The organism is Pseudomonas sp. NFACC41-3 (assembly GCF_900109505.1).
In the GTDB taxonomy this organism is placed as follows: domain Bacteria; phylum Pseudomonadota; class Gammaproteobacteria; order Pseudomonadales; family Pseudomonadaceae; genus Aquipseudomonas; species Aquipseudomonas chlororaphis.
This window is the reverse complement of record NZ_FOAE01000002.1, coordinates 423158-441015: the sequence shown is the minus strand read 5'-3', so window position 1 is coordinate 441015 and position 17858 is coordinate 423158. Positions and strand designations below refer to the sequence as shown.

Here is a 17858-nt window from a genome sequence, read left to right as displayed (position 1 = left end):
GCGATGAAACCCTCACGCCTGTTTCTGACCTGGCTCGGCGTATTGCTGGCGCTGGACGTGCTGCTCGGCGCCGCGCGTGCCTACGGCCTGGCGGTCGCGGCCAGCCTGCAAGCGATTGCCTGGGGCCTGCTCCTGGCCCTGTTGCTGCTGGCCGTGCTGGACGCCTTCCGGCTCAGGCGCCTGCCTTCGCCCCAACTGCGGCGCCAGTTGCCCGGCAGCCTGCCCCTGGGGCGCTGGAGCGAAGTGCGCCTGGACGTTCGCCACGACTTTACCCAGCCGCTGACCCTGGAGCTGTTCGATCATGTGCCCGATGGCCTGGGCTTCGAATACCTGCCGCAGTCGCTGCTCCTGGAGCCGGGTCAGTCGCAGGAACTGGGTTATCGGGTGCGTCCGCTCAAGCGCGGCCATTTCAACTTCGAGCGCTGCGAGGTCAGCCTGCCCAGTCCGCTGGGCCTGTGGTCGGCGCGTCGGTTGCTGAAGCTCGACGACAGCACGCGCGTCTACCCGGATTTCGCCCGCCTCTACGGCGCCCGGCTGCTGGCCGTCGACAACTGGCTGAACCAGATCGGCGTGCGGCAACAGCCGCGCCGTGGCCTGGGCCTGGAGTTCAATCAGCTGCGCGAGTTTCGCGAGGGCGACAGCCTGCGCCAGATCGACTGGAAAGCCACCGCCCGGCAACGCACGCCGATTGCCCGCGAGTACCAGGACGAACGCGACCAGCAGATCGTCTTCATGCTCGACTGCGGGCGGCGCATGCGCAGCCAGGACGGCGAACTGGCGCATTTCGACCACGCGCTCAACGCCTGCCTGCTGCTCAGTTATGTCGCCTTGCGCCAGGGCGACGCGGTGGGCCTGAGCACCTTTGCCGGCGAACGCCGCCGCTATCTGGCGCCGGTCAAGGGCGCGGGCCAGTTGAGCGCCTTGCTCAACACTGTCTACGACCTGGACAGCAGCCAGCGCTGCGCCGACTTCCAGGCCGCCGCCAGCGAGCTGCTGGCCCGGCAGAAGCGCCGGGCCCTGGTAGTGCTGGTGACCAACCTGCGGGACGAAGACGACGAGGAGCTGCTGACCGCGGTCAAGCGCCTCGGGCGCCAGCACCGGGTGCTGGTGGCCAGCCTGCGCGAGGAGGTCCTCGATCAGTTGCGCCAGGCGCCGGTGCACAACCTGTCCGACGCCCTGACCTACTGCGGCACGATCAATTACCTGAATGCCCGCACCGACCTGCATGAACGCCTGAGCGCCCAGGGCGTTGCCCTGCTCGATGTGCGGCCGGGTGAACTGGGGGCGGAACTGGTGACCCGTTACCTCAGCTGGAAAAAGGCCGGGACCCTGTAGCGGTCAGGCGGAGGTCTGCACCGGGTAGAAACTGAAATAGGTGCGCAATGCCGTCACCAGCTCGCGGTACTCGGGAGGCGAACGCAGCAGCACGAAGCCGGTGTCGTAATGATGGGGCGTGACATCTTCATGGCACCAACGACAAGAGGCGGTGATCTCGATCGGTTGCAGCTGGCCGTCGCGGCCGGGCACCTGCAGGCGCAACTCAAAATCGGCGCCGATCAGCATCGGCAACTGGCTGATCAACATGAAGCCATCTTCGGAAACGTTGCCCAGATAACCGATGGGCCGATCGGTCAGCCGATTGAAGACTTTCAAAAAACACGGCAACTGGTGCCGCTCGATCCGCCGGTCCGTGAACATGTCATGCATCGCTATTTAAGAAGGTCATTGCGCATCGTCGCGCCGAGGACTGTCGGCCCCGGCCGGCCCATTTTAGAAACAATACTCTAAAACAGGCCCACAGATGTTAGCTCAAGGCTCACGCGAGATCAGCAATAGCCTGATGACGATTGTTACAACGCGGTCGGACGCGCCTGAGCGCTGTTGCGCGAAGGGTAATGACCCAGTTGCTGCAGGGTTTCCAGGCGCGCGCGGGCGCGGTAGGCGTACTCGCTGCTGGGGTGTTCGGTGATGATGTACTGGTAGGTCTGCGCGGCATCGAGGAACAGCTTCTGCCGCTCCAGGCACTGTCCGCGCAGCATCGATACTTCGGGCTGGATATAAGGGCGCGAGCGACTCGTGCGGTCGACCTGGCTCAGTTCGAGCATCACCCGTTCGCAGTTGCCGGCGTCGTAGGCGCGGTAGGCGGTATTCAGATGATGGTCCATCGACCAGCGGGTACAGCCGACAACACTGACGGCCAGGGCAGCAATGAGCACGAATCGCATGGGAGTTCTCCTGTCTTGTGCACGTTATCGACCCGCGTTGGAAAATCTTCAGGAATGTTCGTTTAAAGAAACAAACGAATAAGTAGTGCAAACGAACAATGACTACAGCTGCGGACCATAGTAGCCTCTCGTTGCGCTTGAACTCAGGAGTCTTTGCATGTCCGTCCGTCGTACCAAAATCGTCGCTACCCTTGGCCCGGCCAGTAACTCGCCGGAAGTTCTCGAACAGCTGATTCTGGCTGGCCTGGACGTCGCCCGCCTGAACTTCTCCCACGGCACCCCGGACGAGCACAAGGCTCGCGCCAAGCTGGTGCGTGACCTGGCCGCCAAGCATGGGCGCTTCGTCGCGCTGCTGGGTGACCTGCAAGGCCCGAAGATCCGTATCGCCAAATTCGCCAACAAGCGCATCGAGCTGAAGATCGGTGACAAGTTCACCTTCTCCACCAGCCACCCGCTGACCGAAGGTACCCAGGACATCGTCGGCATCGACTATCCGGACCTGGTCAAGGACTGCGGCGTGGGCGACGAGCTGCTGCTCGACGACGGCCGCGTGGTGATGCGCGTCGACACCGCCACCAGCACCGAACTGCATTGCACCGTGACCATCGGCGGCCCACTGTCGGACCACAAGGGCATCAACCGTCGCGGTGGTGGCCTGACCGCCCCGGCCCTGACCGAAAAAGACAAGGCCGACATCAAGCTGGCCGCGGCCATGGACCTGGACTACCTGGCCGTGTCCTTCCCGCGCGACGCCGCTGACATGGAATACGCCCGCCAACTGCGCGACGAGTCCGGCGGCACCGCCTGGCTGGTGGCGAAGATCGAGCGCGCCGAAGCCGTGGCCAACGACGAAACCCTCGACGGCCTGATCAAGGCCTCCGACGCCGTGATGGTGGCCCGTGGCGACCTGGGCGTGGAAATCGGCGACGCCGAGCTGGTGGGTATCCAGAAGAAAATCATTCTGCACGCCCGTCGCCACAACAAGGCGGTGATCGTCGCGACCCAGATGATGGAGTCGATGATCCAGAACCCGATGCCGACCCGCGCCGAAGTGTCCGACGTGGCCAACGCCGTGCTCGACTACACCGATGCCGTGATGCTCTCGGCCGAATCCGCCGCCGGCGCCTACCCGCTCGAAGCCGTCCAGGCCATGGACCGCATCTGCATCGGCGCGGAAAAGCATCCGACCAGCAAGACCTCCAGCCACCGCATCGGCAAGACCTTCGAGCGCTGCGACGAGAGCATTGCCCTGGCCACCATGTACACCGCCAACCACTTCCCGGGCGTGAAGGCGATCATCGCCTTGACTGAAAGCGGCTACACCCCGCTGATCATGTCGCGTATCCGTTCCTCGGTGCCGATCTACGCGTTCACCCCGCACCGCGAAGCCCAGGCCCGCACCGCGATGTTCCGTGGCGTCTACACCATCCCGTTCGACCCGGCGTCCCTGCCGCCAAGCGAAGTCAGCCAGAAGGCCATCGACGAGCTGGTCAAGCGCGGCGTCGTGAAGAAAGGCGACTGGGTGATCCTGACCAAGGGCGACAGCTACCACACCACCGGCGGCACCAACGGCATGAAGATCCTGCACGTTGGCGACCCGATGGTCTGAGTCCCCTGACGCAACAATAAAAAGCCCCGCAGTGAAGACTGCGGGGCTTTTTTCATGGGGCACGCTTATGGAACTCACGAACCTGTAGCCGCTGCCGCCAGGCTGCGATAAGGCCGCCAGGCCTTCAGCGATCTTGAGACCTTACGCCCCCGCCCAAATCGATCGCAGCCTCCGGCAGCGGCTACACGAGCGGTGCCGATTTCAGCTCTTGGCAAGAAACCCCGACAAAGCCGCCAGCGCTTCCGGCGAATGCAGGCGCTGGGTGAACAGGGCGCCCTCCTCCTCGATCACCTTGCGCAGTTGTTCGCGATCGGGCGTGCGCATCAGCTGCTTGCTGATCTGCACCGCCTGCGGCGCCAGCTTCTCGAAACGCAGCGCCATCTCCCGGGCCTTGTCCAGGGTCGCCGCACCGTCGGCCAAGGCCAGGTTGGCAATGCCCCACTGCGCAGCCTGTTCACCGCTGAAACCTTCGCCCAGCAGCAACAGCTCGGCGGCCCTGGCCTGCCCGAGCAAGCGCGGCAGGATCAGGCTGGAACCGAACTCGGGGCACAAACCGAGATTGACGAAAGGCATGCGCAACCGGGCATCGCGGCTGACGTACACCAGGTCGCAATGCAGCAGCAGGGTGGTGCCGATCCCCACGGCCGGCCCGGCAACCGCGGCGACCACCGGCTTGCGGCACTCGAACAGGCTGAGCATGAACTGGAAGACCGGGCTGTCGAGACCGGTAGGTGGCTGCTGGAGGAAGTCGGCAATGTCGTTGCCGGCGGTAAAGCAATCGCTGCTGCCGCTGATCAGTACCGCGCGGACCTCAGGGTCGGCGTCGGCTTGCCGCAGTCCTTCGGCCAGCTGGCTGTACATGGCCCGGGTCAGGGCATTTTTCTTGTCCGGGCGGTTCAGGCGCAGGGTCAGCAGCCCGCCCTCGCGTTCAAGCAGGATGGTATCGGTCATGGGTGGTCTCGCTCAGGCCGGATCAGCGCTCAACCACGGGGCAGGAATACGTCGGCCAGCAGTTGATTGCGCGGCAGCCCCGCCAGGTACAAGCGTCGGGCGAAGGCATCGACGCTGTCGGGGTGCCCGCAGAGTAAGGCCAGGGTTTGCCGCGAAACAAGCCGCAGTTGTGCCAAAGCCGCTGGCAACTCGGTCGCGGTCAACAGCTCGACACTGAGGTTGGCGTGGCTCGCCGCCAGCGCCACCAGGGGCTTGGCCAGGTAATGTTCGCTGGCGTCATGGGCCAGGTGAATGACGCGGATGTCGCCCTGATGATCCTGGCGCAAAGCTTCGCGCAGGATACCGAACAAGGGCCCTAGCCCGGTGCCCGCCGCCAGCAGCCACAATGGCCGGGTTTGCCAGTCCGGGTCGTAGTGCAGCGCCCCGCCGCGCAGCTCGCCCAGGCGCAACCCATCGCCGGGCTTGAGCTGGCGCGCCGTGTCGCTGAACGCGCCGGGCTGGCGGCAATCGAGGTGGAACTCAAGAAAGCGGTCTTCACCGGGCAGGCTCGCCAGCGAATACGGCCGCGCCACGCCGGAAGCCGTCCACAGCACCAGGTGCTGGCCGGCCTGATAACGCAGGTTGCGCTCCGGCCGCAAACGCAGGCGCAGCACCGTGGCCGACAGCCAGTCCGCACCGACCACCTCGGCTGGCGCGCCATCGCGCAGCGGGTCGTAGGTTTCGACCCGCAGGTCTTCCACCACCTGACACTGACAGGCCAGCCGCCAGCCGCGCTGGCGCTGGTCGTCGCTCAAGGCATCGGGCCGGCTGTCGCTGGGCAGGCCCTCGACGCAGTGCACCAGGCAGGCGTGGCAACTGCCGGCGCGGCAGCTGTAAGGCACCGCCACGCCGGCCTGATTCAAGGCATCCAGCAGATTGCTGCCAGCGACCACCGACCACTGCCGCTCACCGACACGCAGCTCAGGCATCGATATTTTCCCAGGCCGCGGCGCAGCGATTGCGTCCGTCGCGCTTGGCCCGATACAGCGCCTGGTCGGCACGTTGCAGGGCATCGTCCAGGTCGTCGCCCAGCTCCACCAGGGTCATGCCGACGGACAGGCTCAGGCCAGGCACCTCGACCCCGATCAACTGGGCGTCCATAAAGGCCACGCGCAGACGCTCGCAGCAGGAGGTCAGGCGTTCGGGATCGCAATCGGGCAACAACATGACAAACTCCTCGCCGCCGTAGCGGGCCAATACATCGCCATCGCGCAGACAGGCGCTGGCTACGGCGGCGAACGCCTGCAGCACCTGATCGCCCGCGGCATGGCCGTGCACGTCGTTGATCCGCTTGAAGTGATCGAGATCGATCAGCGCCAGGCCATGCATCTGCTCCAGGCTCATCGCGTGCAGTTCGCGCGACGCCAGCCGCAGGAAATGCCGTCGATTGTACAGGCCGGTCAGTTCGTCAGTGGCGACCAGGTCCTCCAGTTGTCGCATCATGCCGCGCAAAGTGTCCTGGTGCGCCTGCAAGGCGAAGCGCCGTTGCCGCATGCGCTGCCGGGAAGTCTGCACATAGCTGGCGTACAGGCACAGCCAGATCAGCACCGCGAACAGCACGCACACCTGCAAGGCGGCGAGCATCGGATCGGCCAACCGGAAGTGGTAGCCATCCCACAGCGTGATCCCGGAAAAGCCGATGAAAATGCACAGGGCGCACCGCACGAAGGCCCGGCGCGGAAGGTGGAACAGGCCGAACAGCAGTGTCAGCAGGTAGAACACCAGGAAGGTGCCGCGCGCCGTATCGAGGTGGGCCAGCAGCCAGGTCTGCCAGCCGATGGCCAGGAGTATCTGGATCTCGGTCAGGCTCGGGTCGGGAAAGCGCAGGTTGCGCCCGGAGACAAACAGCCAGAACAGCAGCGCCTGGCTCAGCACCACCAGGCCGGTATCGATCAGCGCCGAATGCACCGGCGCCGAATAGTAGCCACTGAAAATGGCCAGCCAGAGCAGCAGCAACGCCAGTCCATAGGTACCCGCCGCAAGAACGAAGCGCTTGAGTAAAAGACTCTGGATAGCGTTATGGGTCAATCGTTGACTCACCATGCGAAAGGGGGCTTTAAAGAGTTTCCTACCCTACAGGCCACTTGCCACTTTAGTGGTGTCGCCAAAAAATAACTATCCCATTTTTGTTCCCGCCCAGCGCCATCCGACCCGGGACCGCGCCCACCGTCATGCCTGGCGCCATCCCCCGACCGGCGCATGCCCGGCATGCGACTTTGGTTTGACTGCCGGCGCGTGTGCCCGGCCCCGAGGCGCGGTATACTGCCGCGCCTTTTTAGCGTCGCGCCAGTGTGTCCGGCGTGCCTTGAAGGTGCTTGCAACCGACCGATGCACCCAAGCTGCAAGCACCTTATTAAATGTTCCCGTCTTTTAGAGGAGCGCGACTCATGACCGTGATCAAGCAAGACGACCTGATTCAGAGCGTTGCCGACGCCCTGCAATTCATTTCCTACTACCACCCCGTGGACTTCATCCAGGCGATGCACGAAGCCTACCTGCGCGAAGAATCGCCAGCGGCCCGTGACTCCATGGCGCAGATCCTGATCAACTCGCGCATGTGTGCCACCGGCCACCGCCCGATCTGCCAGGACACCGGTATCGTCACCGTATTCGTACGCGTGGGCATGGACGTGCGCTGGGACGGCGCGACCATGAGCCTGGACGACATGATCAACGAAGGCGTGCGTCGCGCTTACAACCTGCCGGAAAACGTCCTGCGGGCCTCGATCCTCGCCGACCCGGCGGGCGCTCGTAAAAACACCAAGGACAACACCCCGGCGGTCATCCACTACTCCATCGTTCCCGGCAACACCGTGGAAGTGGACGTGGCGGCCAAGGGCGGCGGCTCCGAGAACAAGTCGAAGATGGCCATGCTCAACCCGTCCGACTCGATCGTCGACTGGGTGCTGAAGACCGTTCCGACCATGGGCGCCGGCTGGTGCCCGCCGGGCATGCTCGGCATCGGCATCGGCGGCACCGCCGAGAAAGCCGCGGTGATGGCCAAGGAAGTGTTGATGGAGTCCATCGACATCCACGAGCTGAAGGCCCGCGGCCCACAGAACCGTATCGAAGAGATGCGCCTGGAGTTGTTCGAGAAGGTCAACCAGCTGGGCATCGGCGCCCAGGGCCTGGGCGGCCTGACCACCGTGCTCGACGTGAAGATCATGGACTACCCGACCCACGCCGCCTCGCTGCCGGTGTGCATGATCCCGAACTGTGCCGCGACCCGCCACGCACACTTCGTGCTCGACGGCTCGGGCCCTGCGTCCCTGGAAGCGCCACCTCTGGACGCCTACCCGGAAATCGTCTGGGAAGCCGGTCCGTCGGCCCGTCGCGTCAACCTCGACACCCTGACCCCGGAAGAAGTGCAGAGCTGGAAGCCGGGCGAAACCGTCCTGCTCAACGGCAAGATGCTCACCGGTCGCGACGCCGCGCACAAGCGCATGGTCGAGATGCTGAACAAGGGCGAAACCCTGCCGGTTGACCTCAAGGGTCGCTTCATCTACTACGTCGGCCCGGTCGATCCGGTCGGTGACGAAGTGGTTGGCCCGGCTGGCCCGACCACCGCGACGCGGATGGACAAGTTCACCCGCCAGATCCTCGAGCAGACTGGCCTCTTGGGCATGATCGGCAAGTCCGAGCGCGGCCCGACCGCGATCGAAGCGATCAAGGACAGCAAGGCCGTGTACCTGATGGCCGTCGGCGGCGCTGCCTACCTGGTGGCCCAGGCGATCAAGAAGTCCAAGGTCCTGGCCTTTGCCGAACTGGGCATGGAAGCGATCTACGAGTTCGAAGTCAAAGACATGCCGGTCACTGTCGCGGTCGACAGCAAAGGCGAGTCGGTGCACATCACCGGTCCTGCCATCTGGCAGAAAAAGATCAGTGAAAGCCTGGCGGTAGAAGTGCAGTAAGCGCTGCTTGCTGTTACCCAAGGCGGCGTTGCTCGATGAGCAGCGCCGCCTTTTTCATGCCTGCCCGGGCCAGGGCTGTCCACGGTCAACGAAGCCTCGGACAGGCGTGTTATCTTTCCTGCCCCCTTTCAGCCTGCCCTTGACTCATGGTCCAGATCTCCCGCCCGCTGCGCTTGACCTTCTATACCCTGGTGATTCTCGCCGGCGCCGTGGTCAGCGCGACCTTCGCCATGCGCCATGCCGAGCGCCAGGCGCTGGAGGACGATGCCGCCCGCGCCAGCGAGCAACTGGCGCTGTACGCCAACTCCCTGCATACCCTGATCGAACGTTACCGCGCCCTGCCCGCCGTGCTGGCGCTGGACCCGGAACTGCGCTCGGCGCTCAAGGGCCCGGTCGGCCCGCAGCAGGACGCCCTGAACCGCAAACTGGAACAAATCAACGGCGCCGCCCGCTCCTCGACCCTGGAGCTGCTGGACCACACCGGCCTCGCCGTGGCCGCCAGCAACTGGCGCCTGCCCAGCAGCTACGTCGGGCACAACTACGGCTTTCGTCCCTACTTCAGCCAGACCCGCAGCCAGGGCAGCGGACGCTTCTATGCCGTGGGCGTCACCAGCGGCATTCCCGGTTATTTCCTCTCCAGCGCGGTCAAGGGTGAGCAGGAGCAGTTCCTCGGCGCCATGGTGGTGAAGCTGGAATTCCCCGAACTGGAGCGCGAATGGAGCCAGGGCAGCGACACCCTGTTGGTCAGCGATGCCCGGGGCATCGTGTTCATCGCCAACCAGCCGGGCTGGCGCTATCGCCAGCTGCGCCCGTTGTCGGACAGCGACCGCGCCGAACTCCAGGCCACCCGGCAATACGACAAGCAACGGCTGACCCCGCTCGAACATCGGCCGCTGCGACGCTTTGACGACGACAGCGCGCTGACCCGGGTCGAGGGCCCGGACGGCAGCGTCGACTACCTGTGGGAATCCCTGCCCCTGGCCACCGAAGGCTGGACCCTGCATTTGCTGCGGCGTCCGCAGATCGCCTTTGAGGACCGCCGCAACGCCGGCCTGGCCGCCGCCGGTGCCTGGCTGACCCTGGTGTTCCTGCTGCTGTTCCTCAACCAGCGCTGGCGCCTGGCCAAGCTGCGCCAGCGCAGCCGCGAAGAGCTCGAACGCCTGGTCGAGGAGCGCACTCGCGATCTGCGCACCGCCCAGGACGGCCTGGTGCAATCGGCCAAGCTCGCCGCCCTGGGGCAGATGTCCGCGGCCCTGGCCCATGAAATCAACCAACCGCTGACCACCCAGCGCATGCAACTGGCCACCCTGCGCCTGCTGCTCGATCACGGGCGGATCGACGAGGCCTACCAGGCCCTGAAACCGCTGGACGATATGCTGACCCGCATGGCCAGCCTCACCGGCCACCTGAAAACCTTCGCCCGCAAAAGCCCCAGCGGCCTGCGCGAACGCCTGGACCTGGCGGCGGTGGTGGATCAGGCCCTGCAACTGCTGGACACCCGACTGCGCGACGAACAGGTCGACACACGCCTGCAACTGACGCGCCCGGCCTGGGTCCGCGGCGATGCCATACGCCTGGAGCAGGTGCTGATCAACCTGCTGCGCAACGCCCTGGACGCCATGCGCGACAAGCCCCTCAAGCACCTGGAAATCCACCTCGAAGCCGACCAGCAGCTGTGGAGCCTGAGCGTCATCGACAGCGGTGGCGGCATCGCCGAAGAACACCTGCCGAACGTCTTCGATCCGTTCTTCACCACCAAGCCGGTGGGCGACGGCCTGGGCCTCGGCCTGGCGGTGTCCTACGCTATCGTCCACGAACTCGGTGGACGCCTGAGCGCCGGCAATCAAGGCCAGGGCGCGATCTTCACCCTGAGCCTGCCCATCGACCTGGAGGCGCATATCCCATGTTGAATTCGGTAATGCTGGTCGACGACGAAGCCAGTATTCGCACCGCCGTCGAACAATGGCTGAGCCTATCGGGCTTCGAGGTGCAGCTGTTCAGTCGCGCCGAGGACTGCCTGGCCCGGCTGCCCAGGGACTTCCCCGGGGTGATCCTTAGCGACGTGCGCATGCCTGGCATCAGCGGCCTGGAGCTGCTCAAAGAGGTGCAGCAACGCGACGCCGACCTGCCGGTGATCCTGCTGACCGGCCACGGCGACGTGCCGATGGCGGTGGAAGCGATGCGCGACGGTGCCTATGACTTCCTGGAAAAACCCTTCAGCCCGGAAACCCTGTTGAGCAGCCTGCGCCGGGCCCTGGACAAGCGCGGCCTGGTCCTGGAAAACCGGCGCCTCCACGAACAGGCCGATACCCGGGAGAAAATCGACTCCACCCTGCTCGGCGTATCCCGCGCCTTGCAGACCCTGCGGCGCCAGGTGGTCGACTTGGCCGCGCTGCCGGTCAACGTATTGATCCGTGGCGAGACCGGCAGCGGCAAGGAACTGGTCGCCCGCTGCCTGCACGACTTCGGGCCGCGCGCCGACAAGCCCTTTGTCGCCCTGAACTGCGCGGCGATCCCCGAGCAACTGTTCGAAGCCGAGCTGTTCGGCCATGAAAGCGGCGCCTTTACCGGCGCCCAGGGCAAGCGCATCGGCAAGCTGGAATACGCCGACGGCGGCACCCTGTTCCTCGACGAGATCGAAAGCATGCCACTGGCCCAGCAGGTCAAGCTGCTGCGGGTGCTGCAGGAACAGAAGCTCGAACGCCTAGGGTCCAACCAAAGCATCGAGGTGGATCTGCGGATCATTGCCGCGACCAAACCGGACCTGCTGGACGAAGCCCGCGCCGGGCGCTTTCGCGAAGACCTGGCCTACCGCCTGAACGTCGCGCAGCTGCGCCTGCCGCCGCTGCGGGATCGGCGCGAAGACATCCCGCTGCTGTACGAACATTTCGCCCACGCCGCCGCCGAGCGTCTGGGCCGTAGCGTCGCGCCCCTGAGCGGGGCGCAGTTGAGCCGCCTGCTGAGCCACGACTGGCCGGGCAACGTGCGCGAACTGGCCAATGTCGCCGAACGCCAGGTGCTCGGCCTGGGCGAGCCCGAGCCGGAAACCATCGACCCCGGCCAGTCCCTGGCGGCGCAGCAGGAAGCTTTCGAGGCGCAATGCCTGCGGGCCGCGCTGACCCGGCACAAGGGCGACATCAAGGCGGTGCTCGTCGAGCTGCAACTGCCGCGCCGCACCTTCAATGAAAAGATGCAGCGCCATGGGCTGGCGCGGGAGATGTTTCTCGGGGAGGAGTGATGCTCGCGAAGACGCCCTCACCCACACCGCCTTCATCGGCAATTTTCCGCTCACGCACTTTCGCCAATGAGCGGATTTCCGCTCATCGAATTCTCAAGACCCTTCTAAACCAGGCCTTTCGGCTCCTGGCACAGCTCCTGCTATAGCTCCAGCAGGCTGCGTTTCGGCGCGCTCCACAAAAACAATTAAATGAAGGATCCGTCATGGATAACTCGCAAACCCTGCCTCTTGGGTCGGCAGCTGCGCCTGCCAAAGAAAAGACCACCGCCAGCCGCCTGAAATCGATCTTCAGCGGTTCGGTCGGCAACATGGTCGAGTGGTACGACTGGTACGTCTACGCCGCCTTCTCCCTGTACTTCGCCAAAGTCTTCTTCCCCAAGGGCGACACCACCGCGCAACTCCTGAACACCGCCGCGATCTTCGCCGTGGGCTTCCTGATGCGTCCGATCGGCGGCTGGCTGATGGGGCTCTACGCTGACCGCAAGGGCCGCAAGGCCGCATTGATGGCCTCGGTGCTGCTGATGTGCTTCGGCTCGCTGATCATCGCCCTGACTCCCGGCTACGAGACCATCGGCGTCGGCGCTCCGATCCTGCTGGTGCTGGCGCGCCTGATGCAGGGCCTGTCGGTCGGCGGCGAGTACGGCACCTCGGCCACCTACCTCAGCGAGATGGCGACCAAGGAACGTCGTGGCTTTTTCTCCAGCTTCCAGTACGTGACCCTGATCTCCGGCCAGCTCATCGCCCTGGCGGTGCTGATCGTGCTGCAAAACGTACTGACCACCGAGGAGCTGCAATCCTGGGGCTGGCGCATTCCGTTCGGCATCGGCGCCCTGTGCGCGATCGTCGCGCTGTACCTGCGTCGTGGCATGGAAGAAACCGAGTCCTTCACCAAGAAGAAGGAAAAGCCGAAAGAAAGCCTGATGCGCACCCTGATGCGTCATCCGAAAGAGTTGATGACCGTGGTCGGCCTGACCATGGGCGGCACCCTGGCCTTCTACACCTACACCACCTACATGCAGAAATACCTGGTGAACACCGTCGGCATGAGCATCTCCGACTCCACCACCATTTCCGCGGCGACCCTGTTCCTGTTCATGTGCCTGCAACCAGTGGTCGGCGCGCTGTCGGACAAGATCGGCCGCCGTCCGATCCTGATCGCCTTCGGCATCCTCGGTACCCTTTTCACCGTGCCGATCCTCACCACCCTGCACACCATCCAGAGCTGGTGGGGCGCGTTCTTCCTGATCATGGCGGCGCTGATCATCGTCAGCGGCTATACCTCGATCAACGCGGTGGTCAAGGCCGAGCTGTTCCCGACCGAGATCCGCGCCCTGGGCGTGGGCCTGCCCTACGCGCTGACCGTATCGATCTTCGGCGGCACCGCCGAATACATCGCGCTGTGGTTCAAGAGCGTCGGCATGGAAACCGGTTACTACTGGTATGTCACCGCCTGCATCGCCGTGTCGCTGCTGGTCTACATCACCATGAAAGACACGCGCAAACACTCGCGGATCGAGACTGACTGACCGGCAAGAAAAAGCGCGAGGGTGCAAGGCCCTCGCGCTATGGTGTCATCAGCTAAACCCTATCGCGGGCAAGCGTCGCTCCTACAGAAGCGGGGCTTGCCCGCGATAACCGCAACGCGGTGCGCGGATCATCACCCCAATTCAGCTGCCACCTGCCGCTCGCTACGGTTCTTGTAGTACGAAGCCCCGGCAATCATCACCAGCAGAATCCCCGCCAATACCGCCGACGAACCGATAGTGCCGAAGTCCAGGCCGCCCTTCTCCAGGGGCTTGGTCAGGAAGTCGCCCAGGGTCGCGCCGAACGGCCGGGTCAGCACGAACGCCACCCAGAACAGCAGCACCGAGGAAATCCGGGTGCAGTACTTGAGCACAACCACCAGGGCGATGGTCGAGCCGATCAGCAGCGCGCCACCGGCAAAACCCAGCCCCGAATCGTCCGCCAGGTAGTCTCCCAGCGCGGTGCCCAGGGTGTTGGAAAACAGGATCGCCAGCCAATAGAACAGCTCGCCGCGCAGGGTCTGGATTTTGTTGACGTTGAGCGGATCGCCGCTCAGGCGCCAGACCGCGAAGATCGCCATCAGGATCGCGATCAGGATCGCCGAGCCGGTGGCATAACCCAGGCCCAGGGTGCGGTCCATGAAATCCGACATGGTGGTGCCGGCGGTGCTGGTGGAGAGAATCACGATCCAGTACAGCACCGGGTTGTAGGTTTTCGAAAACAGCTGGGTGACCAGGGTCAGCAGGAACACGCTGATCAGGATCATCGAGCTGATGGCGTAGCCAACATTCAGGGTCATCGACAGCAAGTCGCCGGCGGTTTCCCCGAGGGTCGTCGCGCAGATTTTCATGACCCAGAACGCCAGGGTGATCTGAGGAAGTTTATTCATTCGTTGCAGTGCTCCAGAGCTCGAGTGAAGACGGTCCGTCTTGGACTTCTATGTGGGAGCGAAGGCTGCGGGGCGAGCGGTGAAAAATAGGTAAGGGGTGTATGAAAAAACCGTTGAGCAGGTTTTTTTTCAGTGGTGCGGACAGGTTAATGACCGGTTAATGCCCAGCCCTCACTCTGCCTCCATCGAAATCGGTGTCGGTGCCTCAAACGCGGCAGAAGCAGGAAAGAGGCTTTATGCATTGATTCTTGACGCCAAAAACATCTATTAATTCGATATTTTTAAGCATTTATTTGCGCTTTTTAATCAAATTAACTGGCGTACCATCCATTTCACACCCACTGCACAAAACGTCAACGAACCTGGAGTGACCACCATGAAAAGCAAACTGATCCTCGCCCTGACCCTTTCCGTACTGGCTGCCAATACCTTTGCCGCCGATGGTTACGACCGCACCGGCTCGGCCACTTTCACCTCGGGCAGCTCGGCCAGCGCCAGCCTGGCTTCCGACGGTTTCGATCGCACCGGCACCGCCGCCGCTATCGCCTCCGATGGCTTCGATCACACCGGCACCGCAGGCGCAGTCGCTTCCGATGGTTTCGACCACACCGGCACCGCTGACGCAATCGCTGCCGACGGCTTCGACCATACCGGTACCGCAGGCGCAATCGCTGCCGACGGCTTCGATCGCACCGGGACTGCCGCCGCCATCGGCTAACCCTCAGGGATGCCCCGCAGCCCGGCTTCGGCCGGGCTTAGTTGTTTCTGGCCCGGGGAAAACCGCACGGCGCAAGGCTGGTATTCACGTTCAATGGCTTGCACTATGGCGGCCTTCCCTCTTTGTCCGCGCAAGAGCCTGCCATGTCCGAAGACATCCATTACTACGAACCCGCCCAGGGCCACGGCCTGCCCCACGATCCGTTCAACGCCATCGTCGGCCCGCGCCCGATCGGCTGGATCTCCTCCCAGGACCAGCAAGGCCGGCTGAACCTGGCGCCCTACAGTTTTTTCAACGCCTTCAATTACATTCCACCGATCATCGGTTTCTCCAGCGTCGGTCGCAAAGACAGCCTGAACAACATCGAGCAGACCGGCGAGTTCGCCTGGAACCTCGCCACCCGCCCGCTCGCCGAGCGGATGAACCAGAGCTGCGCGGCCGTGCCGGCCGAGGTCAATGAGTTCGAACTGGCGGGGCTGACGCCCATGGCCTCGAAAGTGATTGCGGTGCCGCGGGTGGCCGAAAGCCCGGTGTCCTTCGAGTGCAAGGTCACGCAGATCATTCAATTGCAGCGCGCGGATCAGGAGTTGGTGCCCAGCTGGCTGATCCTCGGCGAAGTGGTCGCCGTGCATATCGCCAAGTGGCTGCTCAAGGATGGGGTATACGACACCGCCGCGGCAGAGCCGATTCTGCGCGGCGGCGGGCCGGCGGATTATTTCCAGCTGGGGCCAGAGGCCTTGTTCAAGATGTTCCGCCCGGGGGCGGTCAGGTAGCGGCTCAATCCAACTAGCTGCTCAGATCAGGTAGCGACCCGGATCAGGCCATTTCCCAGGCCAGTTCGCCGTCTTCGGTCACGTCGATCAACTGCTCAAGCTTCTGCGCGGCAGCCTGGTCGGCGTCATGGGCGGTCTTGAATTTCTGGTCGTCGAGGACCTTGTGAAAGCGCGGTGCCCCTGAACCACCCAGGGCCTTGACCGCGATGGCGGCGCTGTAGCCCCCTTCACTTGGAACCACGGCGGAAACCGCTTCGTATGCTGCAAACTCTTTACGTGCCATGTTGCTGGTCCTGGCCAATGGAAAGTCGGCCATTCTAAACCCTCAGCTGGCCAGCTGGTGTACCGGTGCCCCGTTCAGTTGCGCGTATTCGCCTTCGGCCTGGGCCGCCGAGACGTCTCTGAAAGTATGGAAATCCAGGCTGTTGACCACCAGGTCCTGGACCAGCTCGGCGAAGATCGCCATGGCCGGCGAACAGAAGTAATCGGTCATCGCCTGCTGGCTGCTCCAGAATCCGGATATCAGCCACAGGTCAGCGTCGCACTGCGAATGCTGCAAGGCGAACTGCAGGCAACCTGTGGCCTGGCGGGATGGTTCGATCAGACTGCTCAAGCGAGCACCCAACTCCGTTGAGCGGCCGGCGCGGGCGCGAACGAATGCCATGTGGCTGACGGGAATATGCGTGGACATGTGCGACCCTCCCAGGGTGGTGTCGAGGCAGCCATGGGACGGGCTGCGACAGGATCCAAGATTAAGCGCCCGACGTAATGCTCGTTAGTCGATTCCTGCCGGCCTATTGCACAATCCTGCGAGTCTTGCCCGGGAACGCCGAATCCTGCCCGGTAAGCGGAAAAAACCCACAACGTTGTTTCAAGCAAGTGACAACCCGCGCACAGGAGTCGGCTCTACTCACGCGCGCACGCGTGGCAGGATCAGGCAAGATTTACGCAGGAATCGCCTACCCCTGGCGCTTGCACAAATTTAAGCTGTGGCCATTCGCAATCTTCCCGGAGGGGCCTTCATGTCATCGCTCGAAACCCAGCAGCCGCCACTGGATGCGGAGATGGAAAAACAGCGGGCGGAGCTGGCCGGGATCATTGCTCGCAATACCGGCGAAGACGGCAGCTATGCCACGGCGATCCAGTCGCTGTTCGTCTCGCGCCACAGCCACTCCCACGATTTCGCCTCGGTGCTGGCCCAGCCGGCCCTGTGCATCATGGCCCAGGGGCGCAAGGAAGTGCGGCTGGCCGACGAGGAGTTCAACTACGACCCGCTCAACTACCTGGTGGTCTCGGTTTCCATGCCATTGAGCGGGCGCCTGGCCGATGTCTCGCCGCTGGAGCCGGTCCTGGCCCTGCGCCTGGACATCGACCCGGCCGAGATCAGCACGCTGATCGCCGATGCCGGGCCGCTGGGGGTGCCGAACCGTCCTGTCGGCCGCGGCCTGTATGTGGAGCGCCTGGACACGCCGATACTCGACGCCGTGCTGCGCCTGACCCGCCTGCTGGACACACCCAAAGACATCGCCATGCTCGCGCCGCTGATTCGTCGGGAAATTCTCTACCGGCTGTTGCGCAGCCCGCAGGGCCACCGGTTGTATGAGATCGCCATCGCCAACAGCCAGAGCCACCGGGTCAGCCAGGCCATCAAGTGGCTGAACGGCAACTACGAGCAACCGCTGCGCATCGACGATCTGGCGCGAGGGGTGAACCTCAGCGTGTCCACCCTGCACCACCGTTTCAAGGCCATGACCGCCATGAGCCCCTTGCAGTATCAGAAGCAACTGCGCCTGCAGGAAGCCCGGCGCCTGATGCTGACTGAAGGGCTGGAGGCGTCCGCCGCCGGTTACCGGGTCGGCTACGAAAGCCCCTCGCAGTTCAGCCGCGAATACAGCCGCCAGTTCGGCGCCCCGCCGCTGCGCGATATGGCGCGCCTGCGCAGCAGCGTCTGACTCCCCCCCTACAGAAAACCATCTCGCTC

17 protein-coding genes are annotated in these 17858 nt (G+C 64.0%); 9 read left to right on the top strand and 8 right to left on the bottom strand.

Features of this window, described 5'->3' with window-relative positions; genetic code table 11:
- Nucleotides 1–3 precede the first annotated feature (3 nt).
- A complete protein-coding gene (locus tag BMY68_RS11390; RefSeq protein WP_085532109.1) occupies nt 4–1335 on the top strand; it encodes a DUF58 domain-containing protein in 1332 nt (443 codons plus the stop codon).
- 3 nt (nt 1336–1338) lie between these two features.
- Here BMY68_RS11390 and BMY68_RS11385 read toward each other — a convergent pair whose 3' ends face one another.
- Nucleotides 1339–1698, bottom strand: coding sequence for a PilZ domain-containing protein (locus BMY68_RS11385; protein WP_009045313.1), 360 nt, complete (start codon nt 1696–1698; stop codon nt 1339–1341).
- Nucleotides 1699–1850: 152 nt separating this feature from the next.
- Complete coding sequence (locus BMY68_RS11380; RefSeq protein ID WP_009045314.1) at nt 1851–2225, bottom strand: hypothetical protein; 375 nt, start codon at nt 2223–2225, stop codon at nt 1851–1853.
- Between the two features lie 157 nt (nt 2226–2382).
- Here BMY68_RS11380 and pyk point away from each other — a divergent pair, with 157 nt between their 5' ends.
- Nucleotides 2383–3834 (top strand): pyruvate kinase, encoded by a 1452-nt coding sequence (gene pyk, locus BMY68_RS11375; protein WP_085532111.1) that lies wholly within the window; start codon nt 2383–2385, stop codon nt 3832–3834.
- 201 nt (nt 3835–4035) lie between these two features.
- On the opposite strand, the gene BMY68_RS11370 is transcribed toward pyk, so the two are convergent.
- From BMY68_RS11370 to BMY68_RS11360, 3 genes are read right to left on the bottom strand one after another with little or no spacing between them, the layout of a single operon-like run.
- Nucleotides 4036–4785 carry an enoyl-CoA hydratase-related protein gene (locus BMY68_RS11370; protein ID WP_085532113.1) on the bottom strand — a complete coding sequence of 250 codons (750 nt, stop codon included), beginning with the start codon at nt 4783–4785 and terminating at the stop codon, nt 4036–4038.
- 29 nt (nt 4786–4814) lie between these two features.
- Nucleotides 4815–5753, bottom strand: a complete 939-nt coding sequence (locus tag BMY68_RS11365) for an iron-sulfur-binding ferredoxin reductase (RefSeq protein ID WP_085532115.1) — start codon at nt 5751–5753, stop codon at nt 4815–4817.
- Complete coding sequence (locus BMY68_RS11360) at nt 5746–6852, bottom strand: GGDEF domain-containing protein (RefSeq protein ID WP_085532117.1); 1107 nt, start codon at nt 6850–6852, stop codon at nt 5746–5748. The genes BMY68_RS11365 and BMY68_RS11360 overlap by 8 nt, the downstream gene beginning before the upstream one ends.
- Nucleotides 6853–7211: 359 nt before the next feature.
- On the opposite strand from BMY68_RS11360, the gene BMY68_RS11350 reads away from it, so the two are divergent.
- The 4 genes from BMY68_RS11350 (at nt 7212) to BMY68_RS11335 (ending at nt 13499) form a co-directional block, all read left to right on the top strand.
- Nucleotides 7212–8735 (top strand): fumarate hydratase, encoded by a 1524-nt coding sequence (locus BMY68_RS11350; RefSeq protein ID WP_007931196.1) that lies wholly within the window; start codon nt 7212–7214, stop codon nt 8733–8735.
- Nucleotides 8736–8881: 146 nt separating this feature from the next.
- Nucleotides 8882–10645 carry an ATP-binding protein gene (locus tag BMY68_RS11345; protein WP_085532119.1) on the top strand — a complete coding sequence of 588 codons (1764 nt, stop codon included), beginning with the start codon at nt 8882–8884 and terminating at the stop codon, nt 10643–10645.
- Complete coding sequence (locus BMY68_RS11340) at nt 10639–11973, top strand: sigma-54-dependent transcriptional regulator (protein WP_062824815.1); 1335 nt, start codon at nt 10639–10641, stop codon at nt 11971–11973. The genes BMY68_RS11345 and BMY68_RS11340 overlap by 7 nt, the downstream gene beginning before the upstream one ends.
- A 203-nt stretch (nt 11974–12176) precedes the next feature.
- Nucleotides 12177–13499 carry an MFS transporter gene (locus BMY68_RS11335; RefSeq protein ID WP_009045321.1) on the top strand — a complete coding sequence of 441 codons (1323 nt, stop codon included), beginning with the start codon at nt 12177–12179 and terminating at the stop codon, nt 13497–13499.
- Between the two features lie 131 nt (nt 13500–13630).
- Here the strand turns inward: BMY68_RS11335 and BMY68_RS11330 are convergent, their stop codons facing one another.
- The gene (locus BMY68_RS11330; protein ID WP_085532121.1) at nt 13631–14386 is read right to left on the bottom strand and encodes a COG4705 family protein; all 756 of its coding nucleotides are present in this window, start codon (nt 14384–14386) and stop codon (nt 13631–13633) included.
- Nucleotides 14387–14762: 376 nt separating this feature from the next.
- Here BMY68_RS11330 and BMY68_RS11325 point away from each other — a divergent pair, with 376 nt between their 5' ends.
- Together BMY68_RS11325 and BMY68_RS11320 are read left to right on the top strand one after the other, a co-directional pair.
- Nucleotides 14763–15104 (top strand): hypothetical protein, encoded by a 342-nt coding sequence (locus BMY68_RS11325; RefSeq protein ID WP_062824814.1) that lies wholly within the window; start codon nt 14763–14765, stop codon nt 15102–15104.
- 143 nt (nt 15105–15247) lie between these two features.
- On the top strand, nt 15248–15877 hold the full coding sequence (locus BMY68_RS11320; RefSeq protein WP_085532123.1) for a flavin reductase family protein: 630 nt from the start codon (nt 15248–15250) through the stop codon (nt 15875–15877).
- 43 nt (nt 15878–15920) lie between these two features.
- On the opposite strand, the gene BMY68_RS11315 is transcribed toward BMY68_RS11320, so the two are convergent.
- Together BMY68_RS11315 and BMY68_RS11310 are read right to left on the bottom strand one after the other, a co-directional pair.
- On the bottom strand, nt 15921–16193 hold the full coding sequence (locus BMY68_RS11315) for a hypothetical protein (protein WP_085532125.1): 273 nt from the start codon (nt 16191–16193) through the stop codon (nt 15921–15923).
- A 9-nt stretch (nt 16194–16202) separates the two neighbouring features.
- On the bottom strand, nt 16203–16568 hold the full coding sequence (locus BMY68_RS11310; RefSeq protein WP_007931229.1) for an antibiotic biosynthesis monooxygenase family protein: 366 nt from the start codon (nt 16566–16568) through the stop codon (nt 16203–16205).
- 331 nt (nt 16569–16899) lie between these two features.
- On the opposite strand from BMY68_RS11310, the gene BMY68_RS11305 reads away from it, so the two are divergent.
- Complete coding sequence (locus tag BMY68_RS11305) at nt 16900–17829, top strand: AraC family transcriptional regulator (protein WP_085532127.1); 930 nt, start codon at nt 16900–16902, stop codon at nt 17827–17829.
- The last annotated feature ends 29 nt before the right edge of the window (nt 17830–17858 follow it).